General features: G+C 37.4%; 17 protein-coding genes. 10 read left to right on the top strand and 7 right to left on the bottom strand.

Translation table 11 applies throughout. From position 1 onward, the window contains the following. The first annotated feature begins 19 nt into the window (after positions 1–19). The 5 genes from RMB13_RS04800 to RMB13_RS04780 are packed head-to-tail and all read left to right on the top strand — an operon-like array spanning position 20 to position 4519. On the top strand, positions 20–910 hold the full coding sequence (locus RMB13_RS04800; RefSeq protein ID WP_311084552.1) for an ELM1/GtrOC1 family putative glycosyltransferase: 891 nt from the start codon (positions 20–22) through the stop codon (positions 908–910). Between the two features lie 22 nt (positions 911–932). Then, positions 933–1961, top strand: coding sequence for a glycosyltransferase (locus RMB13_RS04795; protein ID WP_056483543.1), 1029 nt, complete (start codon positions 933–935; stop codon positions 1959–1961). Further along, on the top strand, positions 1958–2713 hold the full coding sequence (locus tag RMB13_RS04790) for a polysaccharide deacetylase family protein (protein ID WP_311084551.1): 756 nt from the start codon (positions 1958–1960) through the stop codon (positions 2711–2713). Before RMB13_RS04795 ends, RMB13_RS04790 begins: the two co-directional genes overlap by 4 nt. Beyond that, on the top strand, positions 2710–3477 hold the full coding sequence (locus tag RMB13_RS04785) for a glycosyltransferase family 2 protein (protein WP_311084550.1): 768 nt from the start codon (positions 2710–2712) through the stop codon (positions 3475–3477). Before RMB13_RS04790 ends, RMB13_RS04785 begins: the two co-directional genes overlap by 4 nt. A 7-nt stretch (positions 3478–3484) precedes the next feature. Beyond that, on the top strand, positions 3485–4519 hold the full coding sequence (locus tag RMB13_RS04780) for a glycosyltransferase (RefSeq protein WP_311084549.1): 1035 nt from the start codon (positions 3485–3487) through the stop codon (positions 4517–4519). On the opposite strand, the gene RMB13_RS04775 is transcribed toward RMB13_RS04780, so the two are convergent. Beyond that, a complete protein-coding gene (locus RMB13_RS04775; RefSeq protein ID WP_311084548.1) occupies positions 4516–5403 on the bottom strand; it encodes a hypothetical protein in 888 nt (295 codons plus the stop codon). The two genes, RMB13_RS04780 and RMB13_RS04775, sit on opposite strands and share 4 nt — an antisense overlap. Positions 5404–5486: 83 nt before the next feature. Between RMB13_RS04775 and RMB13_RS04770 the strand changes: the two genes are divergently transcribed. Then, the gene (locus RMB13_RS04770; RefSeq protein WP_311084547.1) at positions 5487–6254 is read left to right on the top strand and encodes a glycosyltransferase family 25 protein; all 768 of its coding nucleotides are present in this window, start codon (positions 5487–5489) and stop codon (positions 6252–6254) included. 24 nt (positions 6255–6278) lie between these two features. Here RMB13_RS04770 and RMB13_RS04765 read toward each other — a convergent pair whose 3' ends face one another. After that, positions 6279–7217, bottom strand: a complete 939-nt coding sequence (locus tag RMB13_RS04765) for a capsular polysaccharide synthesis protein (protein WP_311084546.1) — start codon at positions 7215–7217, stop codon at positions 6279–6281. Positions 7218–7248: 31 nt separating this feature from the next. Further along, positions 7249–7464, bottom strand: a complete 216-nt coding sequence (locus RMB13_RS04760; protein WP_005036150.1) for a hypothetical protein — start codon at positions 7462–7464, stop codon at positions 7249–7251. Positions 7465–7668: 204 nt separating this feature from the next. Here RMB13_RS04760 and RMB13_RS04755 point away from each other — a divergent pair, with 204 nt between their 5' ends. Beyond that, the gene (locus tag RMB13_RS04755; protein WP_311084545.1) at positions 7669–8697 is read left to right on the top strand and encodes a stealth conserved region 3 domain-containing protein; all 1029 of its coding nucleotides are present in this window, start codon (positions 7669–7671) and stop codon (positions 8695–8697) included. Positions 8698–8762: 65 nt separating this feature from the next. On the opposite strand, the gene aspS is transcribed toward RMB13_RS04755, so the two are convergent. Beyond that, entirely contained in the window at positions 8763–10547 is a 1785-nt protein-coding gene (aspS, locus tag RMB13_RS04750; protein ID WP_005036159.1) for an aspartate--tRNA ligase, read from the bottom strand. A 171-nt stretch (positions 10548–10718) separates the two neighbouring features. After that, the gene (locus RMB13_RS04745; RefSeq protein ID WP_311084544.1) at positions 10719–11483 is read right to left on the bottom strand and encodes a DUF4184 family protein; all 765 of its coding nucleotides are present in this window, start codon (positions 11481–11483) and stop codon (positions 10719–10721) included. Between the two features lie 137 nt (positions 11484–11620). Between RMB13_RS04745 and znuD the strand changes: the two genes are divergently transcribed. Both znuD and RMB13_RS04735 read left to right on the top strand, forming a co-directional pair. After that, on the top strand, positions 11621–13696 hold the full coding sequence (gene znuD / locus RMB13_RS04740; protein ID WP_311084543.1) for a zinc piracy TonB-dependent receptor ZnuD: 2076 nt from the start codon (positions 11621–11623) through the stop codon (positions 13694–13696). A 75-nt stretch (positions 13697–13771) separates the two neighbouring features. Next, entirely contained in the window at positions 13772–15235 is a 1464-nt protein-coding gene (locus tag RMB13_RS04735; RefSeq protein WP_311084542.1) for a phospholipase D family protein, read from the top strand. Positions 15236–15511: 276 nt separating this feature from the next. Here the strand turns inward: RMB13_RS04735 and RMB13_RS04730 are convergent, their stop codons facing one another. Further along, positions 15512–15958: a hypothetical protein gene (locus RMB13_RS04730; RefSeq protein ID WP_311084541.1), complete on the bottom strand. Its 447-nt coding sequence runs from the start codon at positions 15956–15958 to the stop codon at positions 15512–15514. 165 nt (positions 15959–16123) lie between these two features. Here RMB13_RS04730 and RMB13_RS04725 point away from each other — a divergent pair, with 165 nt between their 5' ends. Further along, on the top strand, positions 16124–16513 hold the full coding sequence (locus tag RMB13_RS04725; RefSeq protein WP_005036171.1) for an RcnB family protein: 390 nt from the start codon (positions 16124–16126) through the stop codon (positions 16511–16513). Between the two features lie 48 nt (positions 16514–16561). Here RMB13_RS04725 and RMB13_RS04720 read toward each other — a convergent pair whose 3' ends face one another. Further along, positions 16562–17044: a phosphate-starvation-inducible protein PsiE gene (locus RMB13_RS04720; protein ID WP_005036172.1), complete on the bottom strand. Its 483-nt coding sequence runs from the start codon at positions 17042–17044 to the stop codon at positions 16562–16564. Between the last annotated feature and the right edge of the window lie 108 nt (positions 17045–17152).

The raw sequence follows: 17152 nt of genomic DNA, 5'->3' as shown, positions 1-17152 counted from the left end.
TTTGGCTTATGGAGCTTTTATGCATATTGTCTATGTCTCTGATGGTAAGGCAGGACATCGCTCACAAGCATTAGGCTTGTTTCAGGCGATGCAAAGACAACAGGCAGATACAACTTTTGAAGAAATCCTTATTTCTGATTTACCTATTATTTCTTTAATTCAGGTACTTTTCTCTTCAAAAACCTCCTTATTTCAACAAGCCCCCGATTTTATATTTGGAGTGGGCAGTCACACTCATTTTCGGGTCTGGTTACTCGGTAAAATTTTTAGAAAAGCTAAAACTATTATTTTGATGAAACCTAACTTACCTGTGGTTTGCTTTGATTATGCTGTTATTCCAGAACATGATGGCATTCATGCCGATAGCCATGTGATTGTCACGCGTGGTGCACTCAATCCAATTCGTAATGAAGATCGCCATCAAGCAGCCAGAATTTTAATAGCCTTAGGTGGCTCATCTAAACGACATCAATGGAACCCAGATAAAGTATTAAGCAGTGTTCAAAAAATTGTTGAGAATAATCCAGACGCTGAAATTATTCTGACGACTTCACGCCGAACGCCAGCAGGATTTATCGATATTTTAAGACAGCAAAGCTTTGCCACACATTTGCAAATATTTCCGGTTGAGCAAACACCTCAAGGCTGGATTTTTGAAGAAATGCAAAAAGCAGAAGCTGTTTGGGTGACAGAAGATAGCGTATCTATGATTTTTGAGGCACTTACTGCGGGTTGTCGAGTAGGGGTAATGGCAATGGACCGTTTGAAAGACGACCGCATTACCTACTCAGTTGATCAAATGTTAGAATCAAAATTAATTTCACAGCAGACTTGTGTTGTACAGTTACCACAACCTTATGCTTTTAAAGAAGCAGACCGTGTGGCAACATATCTTTTAGCGAAAAATTAAATTTTTTATTTTGAGTAAATAAATGAAAATATTGCATATTGCGAATTTTGGCTTTAATAAACAAGGCGCCCATTTTTACTGCACAGACCGTAAAATTTCTGCCGGATTAATTGAAAATGGCCATTTCGTTTATGACTTTAGTTTTCGTGACATGGCTCGCATGGGAACCATTTTTAAAACAAAAAAACTGGGTGCCAGTTGGGCCAATAAAGAAGTACTAAAAGTCGTTAATAATATTGAACCTGATCTGGTACTCATCGGGCATAGTGATTTAATGAGTCCAGATGTTCTCAGACAGATTAAAGAATCTTATCCAAATACTAAAATTGCATTTTGGTATGTTGACCCGCTTTATCTCGAAAGCAAACTCGATTTCGTAAAAGCATTTTCGCCTTACCTAGATGCTATTTTCTGCACAACAGGTGGCGAATATCTACAAAAATTAAAGCAGCCTCATTTAAGCGTCGCCTATTTGCCAAATGTTGGTCACCGTAATGTAGAAACGCTACAACAATTTTCAAACGCTAACACAGACAAGACTTTTATTTTCTGTGGCGTGGTTTATAAAGAACCTGAGCGTGAGAAGTTCTTAAAAGATTTGGCAGATGCATTGAAACAAGGCCATGTGAACTATCAATATTATGGTTGCTTTGAACAGCCAGGTGTTTACGGTAAAGGTTATTATAAGGTTCTGTCTGAGACAAAAATGGGACTCAATTACTCACGCCGTAATGATGTAACCTTGTATAGTTCTGACCGTATTGTACAACTGACCGGTAATGGTTTACTCACCTTTAGCCCAAGAATTCCTGGCTTTGAAAAACTCTACACTGAGCAGGAAGTGGTTTACTTTGATGATCAGTTCGACTTGGCCAAGAAGATACAATTCTTTGATCAGAATCCAGAGCAAGCTGAAAAAATAGCGAAAGAGGGATGGGAGAAAACACGTAAATCTTTCAATGCTAAGCGCATCACCCAATTTATGGTTGAAGTGACATTTAAGCAGCCTCTTTCAGAAAATTATGAATGGTCACATGAGGTTTATGCATGATGTGGTTTTTGTACGTTGCGGTAGGCCTACTAGTACTTGCTGCACTGTTATATGTGCTGGGTAATTATACTTTCTGGCTTCCGTTTCGTTCGAGCAAACTACCACGTATTGTCATGCTGCATCAGGTGACCCCTAAAGATGCGGCCTCTGGCATGAATATGCCTCCTGAAAAGTTTGAACAACTCTTACAGTTGTTGACGCGTAAAAAAGTTACTTTTTGCTTTGTCTCTGAGCTTGAACAATATCGTGGTCAAAAGAACGTTGTTGCTTTAAGTTTTGATGATGGATTTATGGATAATTATCTATATGCCTATCCATTACTTAAAAAATATAATGCAAAGGCAACCATTTATTTGGCTACGCAAATTGAAGGAATTGAAAAGCTAACTCATGAGCAAATCCATGAAATGGCAAGTTCTGGCTTCATAGAGTTTGGTGCGCATACACAACATCATGTGAATTTACTTAAGCTTGATGATCAAACCGCTTATGATGAAATGCTTCAATCTAAAAAAGATGTTGAAGCTTTGGTTGGAAAATGTCCTAGCTTTGCCTATCCATTTGGTCGATTTAACGAAAAGCACCAGAAAATGGCGCAAGAGATTGGCTTTAAAAACGCCGTATCAACTCGTAAAAAAATCGAAGCGTACGAAGCAATTAATCAATTTAATATTCCACGTGTCAGCACGCATGGTGCCATGAATGCTTTACAGATGCGTATCGCCCTTGCTAAAGGACGTTATAAGTTATGAATAAAATTCCATGTAGTGTCTATGTTGTCACTTTAAATTGTGGTGCTTGGTTAGAGCGAACTTTGCAAAGTGTCAGTGATTTTGATGAAGTCATTATTTTAGACTCTGGCAGTACTGACAATACTTATGAAATTGCACAGCGCTTTGAAAATACGCATATTTCTCATCAAGATTGGCAAGGTTATGCTGGGCAAAAAAGTTTGGCTTTAGCAAAATGCCGAAATGATTGGGTACTCAATCTAGATGGTGATGAAGTCTTATCTAACGAGTTAAAACAAGAGATTGTTGAGACCATTCAACAGAACAAGCTTGATGCATTAATCACACCGATTAATGATGTGTTCTTAGGTGTTCCCAACAGCAAACATACTAAAAAGCATGCAAAAGTGCGTTTTTTTCGCAAGTCTAAAGGGCATTACGACCTTGCCAATAAAGTCCATGAAAATGTGATTGTAGATGGTGAATCTCAACGCGCTCAACATGATATTTATCATTATGGCGAGTCGAGCATTTTTGTTAAAGTCGAAAAAAATAATCAATATTCCAACCTCAAAGCACTAGAGAAATACCAAAAAGGAAAGTCTCCAAGCGTTGCAAAATTGGTTTTGGTAATGCCAGTGACTTTCATGAAGTCTTATTTTATTCGCCGTAGTTTCTTAAATGGTTGGCGCGGTTTCGTTAATAGTATGATCAACGCGTTTTATGCATTTCTAAAAGAAGCAAAACTATTTGAACAGACTATGAATAAAGATAAAAATAAGTAGGCAAGCTATGAAAATTGTTCAGGTATTGGCAACGAGTGGCGGAATTGGTGGCTTAGAGCAGCACACTTTTAACTTAGTTAATGAGCTTGCTTTGAACCATGAAGTGCACGTGATCGCACATCCTTGCTACGTAGACAAGTTTAGCCAACAGGTACATTTTCATGCTGTCGACTTTGCTCGTAGCCGTTGGAATATCTTTTTACTTTGGCAACTTAAAAATCTGATCCAGCAAATTCAACCTGTTATTGTTCATGCACAAGCTGGAAAGGCGGCTGAGCTGATTGCCCGCATTAAGCCATTTTTATCTGGCCCGAAATTTGTAACGACGGTACATGGTACTAAAAAGAATAAATCTGCCTATTTGGCAGGTGATGCGGTTATTGCTGTGAGCCAAGCACTCACACAAGGGATTCCCGAGTCGAAAGCACACGTGGTTTATAATGGAGTGTATCCTCAACCTGCTCTTACAGCTGAAAATAAAGAAAAATTACTTCAATCGATTCAAAAAGATTTTGCTGAGTTAGACCCTAGCAAAAAAGTTGTCATGTGTATTGGACGTCTAGAACCAGTAAAAAATATCAGTTTATTGATTGAGTCGATGCAACATATCGATGCCAATTTATGGATTGTAGGCGATGGTTCACTTAGAGCAAGTTTAGAGAAACAAGTCAGTGAATTAAACATGCAAAATCGGGTCGCTTTTCTCGGCTTTAGAACTGATGCTCGAGATTTGGTTCAGTTGGCAGATGTTGTAGTTTTATCTTCTGACCGTGAAGGTTTTCCGTTAGTGATGGTAGAAGCTTTACAGGCCGATAAAGCTATGGCTTCAACTAAAGTGAATGGTGTGATCGAGTGGCTGCCAGAACAATATCTAGCAGAAATTGGAGAGGCAGAGGGCCTAGCAAGTGCAATTCAAGCTGCACTTAAGCCAGATGCACAAAATGACTTTAGCCCTCTGTATGAAAAAGCCAAAGCTGAACTAACTGTGCCAGCCATGGCTGAGCAGACGCTTAATATTTATAAGCAGCTGTTGAAAACTTAATTATTTTTTGGCGTAAGGCGGATGGCATCAAGTACCACGAAGTTATCTTCGACATTAATGGTATGGCAACCGTCATCTGCCTGATTCCAGTCTGGTAAAACCACTTCTAGTAATTTTTCTTCATAGGCTGTTGGGCTAAGCTGAGTAATCGCTTTTAATTCGATATTGCCGCCATAACGTTTTAAAGAATCTTGGCTTGGTCGAACCAGTTGTCCTTTATAAATAAAAGGTTTGCCTGCCATACGAAACTGCTGACTGCCTCGATACACTGGATTCATTGGGTGCTCTTGCCATTCAGGATTCAAAATATCTTCAGTAAAGAATAGATCTAAACGGTCACCAAACTTCTTACAATCACGACGCGTTGAAGTAAAAAGATACCATAAGCCTTCATGATAAAAAGGTGTGCTGTCGACTGCTTCGATATTCTCGATCAGATTAGAATGCTTTTCCCATTTCAGTGGAAACTCATTACATTTCCAAAGCTCAATAGTTTTATTAGCCGAAGTCTCAGGAATCATGTACCAAGTGTCTTCTACTTTAAATACGCAAGGATATGAGAGGTGATAGTCGAGTTTTAAAATAGTCTCAGGTGGGGGGTAGGTGCCATCCTTAAAGACTTCTAAAACAGAAAGAAAGCCTACTGGATGCTGATCATCGACTTCTTCAAAAAAAATGAAATGACGGCCATTTTCATAAGCATAAAAGCTATCTGCAAATGTAAACTTTTTAGGGGAATGGATCTCAAAGAGTGAATCTAATTGCTCAAGTGTTGTAAAAGGTTGTTCTAACCAGCCGAAACGCATATACCAATGAGAGTCAAAAGATTTTGCTTTTTTTGCTTGTTGATATTTGTACCATTTTTTTTGAATTGAACGAATCATGACAATACAAGAAAATAAAAAAGATATATTAACTCTATTTTACATTAGATATGATACTCGCTGTTTAAAAGGGGAATAGCTTAATGAAGATTTATGTTGTAACTATCGAAGATGAAAAATCACCTCGTTTAAGTAAGTTCCTCAATCAGAATTTTTTTAAACAAGGAAATTTACCTATAACAAAGGTAGGAATTAAAGGGGGAGAGCTTTCAGCAAAAGAATATTTTGAAAAAGCTGTAAAAGGGCGCTCCAAACCATTAACTCCAGCAGAGTTAGGCTGTACCTTGTCTCATCTTTTAGCTTTAGAAAAATTCCTAGAAACAGATGAGCAATTTGCTTTGATTTTTGAAGATGATGCTATCTTACCCAACGATTTAAATCGCGAAAATTTGGAAAAAGAACTCAAAAAAATTAATTTGCCTAAAAATATTTTACTTAGTTTAGGCGGTATACAGATGAAAGAAAGTTTAAAAGTTAGGGGGATATTAAAAACTGAAAAACTGTTTAATAAAGATATATTAGAAGTACATCCTCACTTTTATAATCGAGTAAATTATGCTGTTGCGTATGTGGTTGATCGTGAAATGGCTAAAAATTTAATTGCTTATCATCATTTAATTAGAAAAGCAGATGACTGGAGTTATTTGTTCGACTTCAATGAAAATTCCCATATCTTAATGACATATCTAGTAGATCATCCCATAATTAATGTGGGTGAAAAGGATACGCAATTAAGTGCGATCGAGGGAGAGCGTGCAAAATCCTTGGATTTGCCTAAAAGTCGCTATGGTGAATCTATAAATTATAATTTTGCAAAATTAATATATAAAAAATATCCCTTAAATAGATAAATTTTTCAAAAAAAAAGAGGTAATTTAATTACCTCTTTTTTGAAAATCTAAAAAAGAATTATTTTTAAATTTATTTTTAAGTACATATGGCGTTAAAAGAGCTCGATCAGATCCGATTAATTTAATTAGGAGGGGCATTTGATCAGGTCTATGTTTTAAAACTAAAGCTTCAATGAAATAAATGTTGCATTTTAAATCAATATTTTGATATAAAAATGCATTTTTATCACAATTAATCAGCGAGATACTGATTGGCATTTCTCGTAAGACTTTTTGACAAACCACATAAGCGATTAGATACTCAAGTAGACCTATATTTTGAAAGTATTCGGAATAATTTGGCTTTGTATTTTTGATTTCAGAAATATAGTTTTTAACTCCAAGTTTTAAAGCATAAGATAATTCATCTAACCATTTTTTAAAGAAAATATTTCCTTTTTCTGAGGCAAGTAACCAATTCTCGATAACAGGATATTCTTTTACAGTCGTATTAGCAGCTCGATAATATGCAAAAGCAGATGTTTTATTTTTTTTACAAACATCGGTAATCCAATTAAGATTAGTGTAAGTAATAATACTTGCATCTAACCATATCCCCCCATAATAATAGAGAAGATAGAATCTTAATAAATCTGATTTTTGTTGAGGCGTTAAGTTCTTATAAACTGAAAAATCAAAATCACAAAATTCTGATATATTGTCAGAATTTAAAATATGAATTTGATATTCTGGGTTTAATTGTTTTACTTGATTAAAACATCTTTTTACCAGTTCAGGTATCTCTGAGTCCCAATACATCCAAATTATTTTGGGTATAATAATTTGGCAATTATCCAAAGGATTTAAAATAATAGGATCTGCAAAGTTTTCTGAATCAATATTTTTAAATCTTATATCTTTGTAAAACCTTAAATTAAATGACAAATAACGAAAAATTTTTCTTGTAGATTTTCGTAAACCCATAACAACCTCAAATGATAAATAAAAAGAATTTTTATTTATCCGTATTTCCTTTTAAAACCATATAAATCAGGGCAACAAAAATAAGCAATGCACCTGCTAAGCTACTTACGCAGAAATAAAGAATACGTTGATTTGTATTGATGTTAAATAACTCATTGGCAAGGATATAGCGCATGAAAAACCATTGCGCAAGAGAGAATACAATTACGATTAAAGCATGTCGACGTACATCAGGGCGCATTGCCATAATGAATCACCAAGGGAGAAAAAGTGGAGGTATTATGCCATTTGCCCACTCTCATCTCAATAGAGCCTTAATTGAGTAAAATTATGTAGAAAAACTAAAATTATGAATAGATTGTGAATTTTTATTAACATTAATAAACTTTGAGGTCCATTTTTTATCTGAAATTTTCTAGTAAATTTCTGTACTTATTTGGATATATGTTTAATGCAGCCTGTTGATTTTGTAATGATTTGGGTGGATTCAACCGATACGAAATGGCAGCAACAATACATATATTATAAATCCAGAGAAACTAAAACAAAGGCGGTTGAATCTGTTGATCAATGTCGCTATCGCGACTGGAATAATCTTCATTACTGGTTTCGATCTGTTGAGAAATTTTGTCCGTGGGTCAGAAAGATCCATCTGGTGACTTGTGGGCATTTCCCTGAATTTTTAGTCAAAAATCATCCTAAGTTAAATTTGGTCACACACGATCAAATTATAGAACCAAACTGCTTACCGACATTTAACTCACATGCCATTGAAATCAATATTCATAAAATTGAGGGGTTAGCAGAGCATTTTGTCTATTTTAATGATGATACCTTTATCAATAGACCGTTAGAGCCTGAGTTCTTTTTTAAAAATGGTTTACCTTGTGATGGTGTGCGTTTACAGCCACTCATGGTAGTAGGTGAAGAGAACTTTTTAGGCGCAGTTGCTTTGACTGATGTTGCAATTATTAATAAACATTTTGATAAGCGAAAATTATTTCATAAAAATCCCTATGCTCTTTTTAATTATCGTTATTCTATGAGCAGTAATTTGGGGAATTTTTTAAGTTTATATAATCGAAAATTTTCAAGCTTTTATAGTACTCATTTGCCTCAACCATTTTTGAAGTCAGTCTTTGACGAAGTGTGGAAAACTGAAGAGGCTTACTTAAAAGAAGTATCAAGTCATCGGTTTAGACAGCCTTTAGATGTTAACCAATATCTTTTCCGATTATGGCAATTGTGCTCAGGCCGCTTTTATCCTGTAAATATATTTGAACGTGGTCAAAACTTTAACTTAAGGCTACAAAATCTTCCTGAAATTAATAATGTTATTAAGAATGAAAGGCTTCCACAAATTTGTCTAAATGATGATGAACACGTGGTCGATTTTGAAAAGCTTAAAACAGAAATTATTCAAATTTTTGATCAAAAATTTAAAACGCTCTCAAGTTTTGAAAAAGAAATATCTCATTAAAATTTGAAAGTTACTTAATAAAAAACCCTGCATAAGCAGGGTTTTTTAATTTGAAAATCTAAAAATTATTTAGTTTCTTCAGCTTTTGGCTTTTCACGTAAGCGGATGCCCAAGTCACGAAGCTGATTTGCTTCAACAGGAGCAGGTGCTTGAGTAAGTGGACATTCAGCAGTCTTAGTTTTAGGGAATGCAATAACGTCACGAATAGAAGTCGCGCCAGTCATTAACATCACTAAACGGTCAAGACCAAATGCTAAACCACCGTGAGGAGGAGCACCGTAACGAAGCGCATTTAGTAAGAAGCTGAATTTCTCTTCTGCTTCTTCATCAGAAATACCAAGTGCTTCAAAAATCGCTTTTTGCATTTCTAATGTATAAATACGAAGTGAACCACCACCAACTTCAGTACCGTTCAATACCATGTCGTAAGCAACAGAAAGTGCTTCACCTGGATTGCTCTTCACTTCTTCTACGCTTGATTTTGGTAGCGTGAACGGATGGTGAACAGAAGTCCATTTGCCATCGTCAGTTTCTTCAAACATTGGGAAGTCAACAACCCAAAGTGGAGCCCACTCACAAGTTGAAAGGTTCAAATCATGGCCAATCTTCACACGAAGAGCACCCATTGCATCATTTACAACTTTAGCTTTATCTGCACCGAAGAATACGATATCGCCATCTTGCGCACCAACACGTGCCAACAATTCAAGTACGATCGGTTCAATGAATTTCACGATTGGAGATTGAAGACCTTCAATTCCTTTAGCGAGTTCATTAACTTTGATATAAGCCAAACCTTTTGCACCATAGATGCCAACGAATTTGGTGTATTCATCGATTGCACTACGTGGCAATGACGCTGCACCTGGAACACGTAAAGCAACAATACGACCTTTAGGATCTTTTGCAGGACCCGCAAATACTTTGAACTCTACTTCTTGCATTAAGTCTGCAACGTCAACGAGTTTCAACGGAATACGCATGTCAGGTTTGTCTGATGCATAGTCACGCATTGCATCTGCGTAAGTCATACGTTGGAATTTATCGAATTTAACGCCAAGAAGTTCATCGAACATCTTCACAGTTAGGACTTCCATTAAGTCCATAATGTCATCGTCACTCATGAACGATGTTTCAACGTCGATTTGAGTAAATTCTGGTTGACGATCGGCACGTAAGTCTTCGTCACGGAAACATTTCGCGATTTGGTAGTAACGATCAATACCACCCACCATCAACAATTGTTTGAATAATTGTGGTGATTGTGGAAGTGCATAGAAACTGCCATTTTGTACACGACTTGGTACTAAATAGTCACGCGCACCTTCAGGAGTTGCACGTGTCAAAATAGGTGTTTCAACGTCTAAGAAACCATTGTCTTCGAAATAATTACGAATAAGATTAGTCAATTTAGAACGGAAGCGTAAACGATCCAACATTTCAGGACGACGAATATCTAAGAAACGATATTTCAAACGAATTTCTTCAGAAATATTGGTATTTTCATCATTTAACGGGAATGGAGGTGTTTCTGAAGCAGCAAGAACTTCGATGTCTTTACCCAAAACTTCAATTTGACCACTCACCATGTTGGCATTTTCAGTACCTTCATAACGGCGACGAACACGACCTGTAATTTTTAATACATATTCAGAACGTGCTTTATCAGCAGTTGCAAATGCTTCTGGAGTATCTGGGTCAATAACTACTTGAACGAGACCATCACGGTCACGCATATCAAGGAAAATAACACCGCCATGGTCACGGCGACGATGTACCCAACCGCATAGTGTAACGGTTTGGTCGATTTGGGCTTCAGTTAAAGAGCCACAGTAATGAGTTCGCATCATAATGAAGATTATCCAAACTATATTGGCTGAAAAGACGGATGCGTAAACCGCGCACCGTCAAAAAAAATAAGTTTTCGATTATGCCTTGTTGCATGGTTTGTCACAAGAAGTAGATCAAAAAACCGCAGAAATTAACCTGAAAATGAGCAATTTGGCAGCAAGTTTCCCGATTCATCCCATTCTTTGTTGCCGATCTAAAAACAAGAATAATAAGCATCCTAAGCTGAAGGTACTTAACCAGCCCTGCATAAACTCATTAATCGAACGGCCTGTAAAATAATAGGTATCAGCATGCCAAACCTCATGAGGAATGTAGCGAGCATAATCCCAAAAAGAAAATAAACCCAAGAGCGTAGATAGAATAAATAAAGACCATGCAAAAATTTTAATTTTTCTACTTACTTTCCAATGCTGTTTATAACGCTGGTAATAGTGAATACACATCCAAGCGAGAAAAGGTAAAGCAAGAGCGGAGGAACCTAGTTGCAAAAGACGATGTAATGGATATGGACGTCCAAAAAGATGAACTGTTGTCGCTAATACATCTTTAAATACAAAAGTCCGAAAGTCTGCATGCGTTAAACCATCCCAAATCAGATGAGTCGCTATGCCGATGATGAGTGCAAATATGATTCCAATAAAAAATATAGAAATACGTTTTAAAGAATTGAGCGCAAGATCATGTTGTACACCAAAAAAACGGTACACCACTGGACGGTAAAGAAAATACCAAACAGCACAAAACAGTAAGCCTAATGCAAGATTGGGATAGATCAGTCCTTTCCATTGGTGAGTCAGCATGCTGGCATGAACTGTAAATAAGCGGTAAAGATCGGGTGTCATACTCCCAATGGCTAACGCAGCAATCGGTAAAGTGTTTTGGCTAAGCTTGGATAGAGGAGGAGCGATAACGGCATGAGAGATTGTAAAAGGCATTAGAAATCAAAAATTACTCACATCATTTAATTGACCAGTCTAACGAATCGTCTAATTAAAAATGTTTTTTATTGCAAAACAAACGAAATGTTATAATATAACAAAAATAAAACATATCGTGATTCGGGACACATCCAATGCAGTTTTATAAAAATATTTTGACCTTATCCATTTTAGCTGTCATATCCGTTCCTTTGTTTGCAGCAGAAAGTGAAAATGTTGAAAAGTTAGAAACCATTCGAATTAAGGCTCATCCACTTGAGCAAACTTCACAGGATTTTGCTGTTGCAGATACTGTCGTTGACCAAAAGCATTTATCGCAAGGTGCTGCGACCATTGGGGATGCGCTGAGTAGCGAAGTGGGAATTTACGCTAATCAGTTTGGGGCTGGTTCGAGTCGTCCTGTTATCCGTGGACAAGATGGGCCACGCGTTAAAGTACTGCAAAATTCATCAGAAAATATTGATGTCTCGACGTTGTCTCCTGACCACGCTGTCACTGTAGATCCTGTGCTGGCGAAACAAGTCGAAGTAATTCGCGGCCCTTCAACTTTACTGTTTGGTGCGGGGACCGTCGGTGGTTTAGTCAACGTCATTGATAACAAGATCCCTACGCAAATGCCTGAAAACGGTTATGAAGGACAAGTTGGCTTACGTTACAACACTGGAAGTGATGAAAAACTGGCGAGTGCTGGTGTAACTGTTGGCTTGGGTAGCCAAGTTGCTTTACGTATTGAGGGGTTAACACGTGACGCGAATAACTACATTGCGCCGAATTATATTCATGAAGGTGAAAAAGAGCGCCGTGTAGACAATACTTTTGCTCAGGGCGATTCAGTTAACGTTGGGTTGTCTTGGATTTATGACCGTGGTTATACAGGTATTTCTTATAGCAACCGTCGAGACCAATATGGTTTGCCTGGGCATAGCCATGAATATGAAAGTTGTAGTGCTCATCTAACAGGAATACCGCATTTACATTGTGGCGATCATGAGCATGAAGATGGTGAAGAAGCTCATGACCATGGAAATGAAGAACATGAGCACGAACATGGTGGTCCATGGATTGATTTAAAATCTGAGCGTTATGATTTTAAAACTGAGTTAAATGATCCATTTGCAGGCTTTCAAAAGTTACGCGCACAAGCAAGCTATACCGACTATCAGCATGATGAAATTGAAGAAGGGGCAATTGCAACCCGATTCCAAAACAAAGGCTATGACGGGCGTATTGAGTTAGTACATAACCCTATTGCTGATTGGGAAGGGGTCATTGGCGCGCAGTTAGGCCAGCAAAAATTAGATTTGACTGGCGAAGAAGCTTTTATGGCTCCGACCACTACCAAAAAGTGGAGTGTATTTGCCTTAGAACATAAACAATGGAAAGACGTACATTTTGAGCTTTCTGCACGTGCAGATCAGCAAGAAATTGATGTAGACGACAACTCAAAACAAGATTTTGATGGTTCGGCATTTTCTTACGCAGGTGCTGCGAACTGGGAGTTTGCGCCAAACTACAAACTCTCTTTTGTAGCTTCACATCAAGAACGTCTGCCTTTAGCTCAAGAGTTATATGCAAATGGTGGGCACTTTGCGACAAATACTTATGAGTTAGGAAATGATCAACTCAGTAAGGAAAAATCGAATAATGTTGAGTTAGGTTTGCATTTTGATAAGGACAAACTCGACTATCATCTTCATGTTTACCATAACTGGTTTGATGACTACATCTATGCGCAAACCCTTGACCGCTATAAAGACTTCCGTTTAGTTCAATACACTCAAGATAAAGCACGTTTCTATGGTGCAGAGGGTGAAATTGGTTATCAAATTACCCCAATGTACAAGATCAGTGCTTTTGGTGACTATGTGCGCGGTAAAATTGATGCAGAAGGTAATGCTCCACGTATTCCAGCAGGACGTTTAGGGACTAAAATCGACGCAGACTTCGGTGATGGATTTAGCGGTTCTGCCGAGTATTATCATGTTTTTAACCAAGACAAAATCGCGGCCTATGAGACCGAAACTGAAGGCTATAATATGCTAAACCTTGGTGTGGCATATTCAGGGCAATATGCTGCAAAAACAGATTATCGCGTCTATATGAAAGCGAACAATTTGTTAGATGACACCGTTTATCAACATGCTTCGTTCTTATCCAATATTCCACAAGTTGGACGCAATTTTACAGTAGGTGTTGATTTTAAATTTTAAGGGTTTAACACGAAACTAAACTTGAAAAATCATACCAAAAGACCTAACTTGAAACTATCAAGTTAGGTCTTTTTTATGCGTATTTTTCAACGAATTCATCAAAAAATAAATTGGTCAGGGCGTCGTTATATGGCGATATTACTTTGCGTTGTTGCTATTGCATATCTTGCATCGGCAATTTACCACACAGTAAAACCATTGCCACAAGGGATTAACTTTAGTGGCAAGCTTAGACATGCCGATGTCAAATTTTTAGCAGATAAAACCTACCTTGATGCAAAAGGGCAACAACAGGTTGATCAGCACATCTTTGATGAAATCTTGAAAATGATTGATGAGGCCAAAACCACGATTGTGGTGGATATGTTCTTGTTTAATTCAGAAGTTGGCGATTCAAAAATAAAGCAAAGACCACTCATGCAAGAGTTAACTGATGCATTGGTAAGTAAAAAAAGACAAAATCGCCAAATTCAGATTGTAATGATTACTGACCCGATTAACTCGGTCTATGGGGGCTTAAAACCTGAAAATTACCGTCAGTTACGTCAAGCAGGTGTTGATGTGATTGAAACCAATTTAGGCCCATTACGTGCGTCTAACCCATTCTGGTCCGGCTTATGGTACATCTGCTGCCAGAATGTTGGAAATAATCCTGAAAAAGGCTGGTTACCAAATCCGTTCGGTGATGAAAAAATTACACTGCGTAGCTATTTAAACTTATTTAACTTTAAGGCGAATCACCGTAAAACCGTGGTAGTTGATACCGATGCTGGCTGGAAATCACTTGTAACTTCTGCAAACCCACATGATGGTAGTTCTAGACACTCAAATGTTGCATTGGTTGTAACGGGAGCCACAGCAGCTGATGTTCTACAAACTGAAGCAGCGGTTGCAAGAATGTCGGGAAGTAGTGCACCCTCGCTCATTTTAGGTGATTTTGAAAAAGACGTAACCAAACCTCAAGTCCAAGTCTTAACTGAAGGGGCGATTTATCAATCTGTATTAAAATTGATTAACTCAGCTAAGCCTAAAGAGCACCTTGATTTAAGTATGTTCTATTTATCTGAACGTAAGATTATTCAGGCTCTAAAAAGTGCTCAAGATAGAGAGGTTATTGTTCGCGTTTTGCTTGATCCAAATAAAGATGCTTTTGGCCGACAAAAAAATGGTATTCCAAACCGTCAGGTGGCCTCAGAGCTTCATGCTGTAGGTATTCCAATCCGTTGGTGTGATACCCATGGCGAGCAGAACCATAGCAAAATGATCTTAAAATATAACGCTCAGCAAGCTGAGTTGATTGTAGGATCGGCTAATTTTACAGCCCGTAATTTAAAAAATTATAACCTTGAAACTGACATGCTGGTCATTGGAAAAGTTCAAGATCAAGTCTTTAAAGATGCTCAAAATTACTTCAATACATCGTGGTCAAACCTGCAAGGTAGACAGATGAGCGTGGACTATGCGAAGTATGCCGATGAGTCTAAAGTGAAGTATTGGATTTATCGTTTTATGGAATGGTCTGGATTGTCGACTTTTTAATTCTATTTTATATAAACGTTGAGGCTATATGTTCACGACGGAGTCTTACCTAGTCTCACCCTAAACCTAGAGCTCATTCGTTACTTTGGTTTTGCCCAAAGTAACCAAAGGCATTTGTCATCCACAAAACCTGTTCAATATCTCCATTTAACCGATTTTATTGCAAAAACAATATATTCATAAATTCGGGCAGGTTGTGGATGACATTTAGCACCAGCGAATATTGGAAAATATTTAATTTCTATATCACTTAGCCTATCCCATCATTGAAATAATTTAAGGTGTTGGCGGAATCAACTGATCCAAAGTCTTATCATCTAACTTTTCCAATTCACTCAAATCAGTCTTAATTTTCCACTGTGACTCATCATCAACAGGATTTGGCAAACGCGCTTCAAGCCAATCACAGACTACATCTGGAGAAAACTCCGGATGATTACACTGAATAATCCACGATAAAAAATCTTTTGCTTCACCATTCATATACGGAGGTGGAGAAACAGGAAAGAATAAGGTCGGTAGGCGTTCGTTTGTTGATAGGTAGTTTAAAACATGCCCTAACTCTTGAACTGTTTGCCATGCAAGTGGGTGTTCTACATCAATACTGAACTTAAACCACCAAGCGTGTTCGCCATCTGCTCCATTCGCCATGATACGTGCTTCTTGCACACTTGGAACTTTGCAGAAAAACTGATGAAGACGTTCAAAACTGATTTCAGACACAGCAATTGACCTAGCTAGAAAAAAGCTAATGTTAGCATAGATACAGATTCTTCATATTTTCTTTATAGTCATTACAAACCTTAGCAATGTTATCTGTTTTATTCATGGTTTCTCCTTGACTGTCTTCTAATCTAGTTTCATATCAAGATTAAAAGGAAATAGGGCATGAAAAAGCCAATCGTTCTTGTACTTTCGACGTTAATGTTAGGTATATCAGCTACCGCGATGGCCGATACAAATCATCGTTGGGATAATAATCATGGTAGAGACCATGACCGATATGAACATCGTGATCGTGATGACCGTCGCCATGATTATCGTAATGATCATCGGGCGCCAAGTTGGTCAAATGCCGATCGTGGAAAGCACTATGGTCGATATGTAGCATTTAAACGCGGTGATCGTATTCCTGCGGAATACCGTAATAGTCGCTATTATGTTTCAGACTGGAGATCGCATCGTTTGTATGAGCCGCCACGTGGATACCGTTGGGTTAAAACACCTAACCAATATTTACTCGTAGACTCAAAACATCAAATTTATCGTGTCCGTTAATTTTGAAATATAGAATATATAAATGGCCTCAATGTTGAGGCCATTTTTCTATGCTAATTCATCATCTTGAGGTTGAGGGGGCTTTAAGGTTGTGGGTGTTTTTGCATGCTTTTCTTTCATCACTGAAGGATAATTCCAAGATGCAAAACGAACGACTAAGATAGAAAGGGCTAAAATAAGAATTGAGCCTGTAATAATGACTTGGTCCATATCCGCTTTATGGTCATGTTGGATATCTGAAATGAGTAAACGGGTTAATGCCGTAATCGCAACATAAATAAGAAAGCGTACAGGCATATGATTGGTTTTAAAGTAAATCCCAACCATTGCTCCAAGCTCTAAGTATATAAATAATAATAAAATATCATCAATTGAAGCATACTTTTTGACTGTCAAAATTTCAAAAACAGTATTGGCTGCGGACCACGCCACCATACAGCCAATAATAAACAAGGCTAAATAATGAAAAGCTTCAACGGCATAATGACCAAATCGGTCCAGAATACGCTCATACTTTTTGGGATCAGGCATAGTAAAATCTTTTGTTTGCTTCGTAATGTTTAGAAATTAAACAAATTTCATGCCAATTGAAATAGTAGATACAAAATAAAAAACGCCTGATTTTTCAGGCGTTTTTTA

It is taken from the genome of Acinetobacter sp. V102_4 (genome assembly GCF_031799005.1).
In the GTDB taxonomy this organism is placed as follows: domain Bacteria; phylum Pseudomonadota; class Gammaproteobacteria; order Pseudomonadales; family Moraxellaceae; genus Acinetobacter; species Acinetobacter calcoaceticus.
The sequence above is the reverse complement of the archived record's forward strand: the minus strand, read 5'-3'. Positions and strand labels throughout refer to the sequence as shown.

Bases quoted from the DNA above. Each gene is read 5' to 3' on its own strand.
- RMB13_RS04795 (WP_056483543.1), top strand. From the start codon at position 933: ATGAAAATATTGCATATTGCGAATTTTGGCTTTAATAAACAAGGCGCC.
- RMB13_RS04765 (WP_311084546.1), bottom strand. From the start codon at position 7,217: ATGGGTTTACGAAAATCTACAAGAAAAATTTTTCGTTATTTGTCATTT.
- RMB13_RS04745 (WP_311084544.1), bottom strand. From the start codon at position 11,483: ATGCCTTTTACAATCTCTCATGCCGTTATCGCTCCTCCTCTATCCAAG.
- RMB13_RS04720 (WP_005036172.1), bottom strand. From the start codon at position 17,044: ATGCCTGATCCCAAAAAGTATGAGCGTATTCTGGACCGATTTGGTCAT.
- RMB13_RS04780 (WP_311084549.1), top strand. From the start codon at position 3,485: ATGAAAATTGTTCAGGTATTGGCAACGAGTGGCGGAATTGGTGGCTTA.
- RMB13_RS04770 (WP_311084547.1), top strand. From the start codon at position 5,487: ATGAAGATTTATGTTGTAACTATCGAAGATGAAAAATCACCTCGTTTA.
- RMB13_RS04775 (WP_311084548.1), bottom strand. From the start codon at position 5,403: ATGATTCGTTCAATTCAAAAAAAATGGTACAAATATCAACAAGCAAAA.
- RMB13_RS04790 (WP_311084551.1), top strand. From the start codon at position 1,958: ATGATGTGGTTTTTGTACGTTGCGGTAGGCCTACTAGTACTTGCTGCA.
- znuD (WP_311084543.1), top strand. From the start codon at position 11,621: ATGCAGTTTTATAAAAATATTTTGACCTTATCCATTTTAGCTGTCATA.
- RMB13_RS04735 (WP_311084542.1), top strand. From the start codon at position 13,772: ATGCGTATTTTTCAACGAATTCATCAAAAAATAAATTGGTCAGGGCGT.
- RMB13_RS04760 (WP_005036150.1), bottom strand. From the start codon at position 7,464: ATGGCAATGCGCCCTGATGTACGTCGACATGCTTTAATCGTAATTGTA.
- RMB13_RS04800 (WP_311084552.1), top strand. From the start codon at position 20: ATGCATATTGTCTATGTCTCTGATGGTAAGGCAGGACATCGCTCACAA.
- RMB13_RS04755 (WP_311084545.1), top strand. From the start codon at position 7,669: ATGCAGCCTGTTGATTTTGTAATGATTTGGGTGGATTCAACCGATACG.
- aspS (WP_005036159.1), bottom strand. From the start codon at position 10,547: ATGATGCGAACTCATTACTGTGGCTCTTTAACTGAAGCCCAAATCGAC.
- RMB13_RS04725 (WP_005036171.1), top strand. From the start codon at position 16,124: ATGAAAAAGCCAATCGTTCTTGTACTTTCGACGTTAATGTTAGGTATA.
- RMB13_RS04785 (WP_311084550.1), top strand. From the start codon at position 2,710: ATGAATAAAATTCCATGTAGTGTCTATGTTGTCACTTTAAATTGTGGT.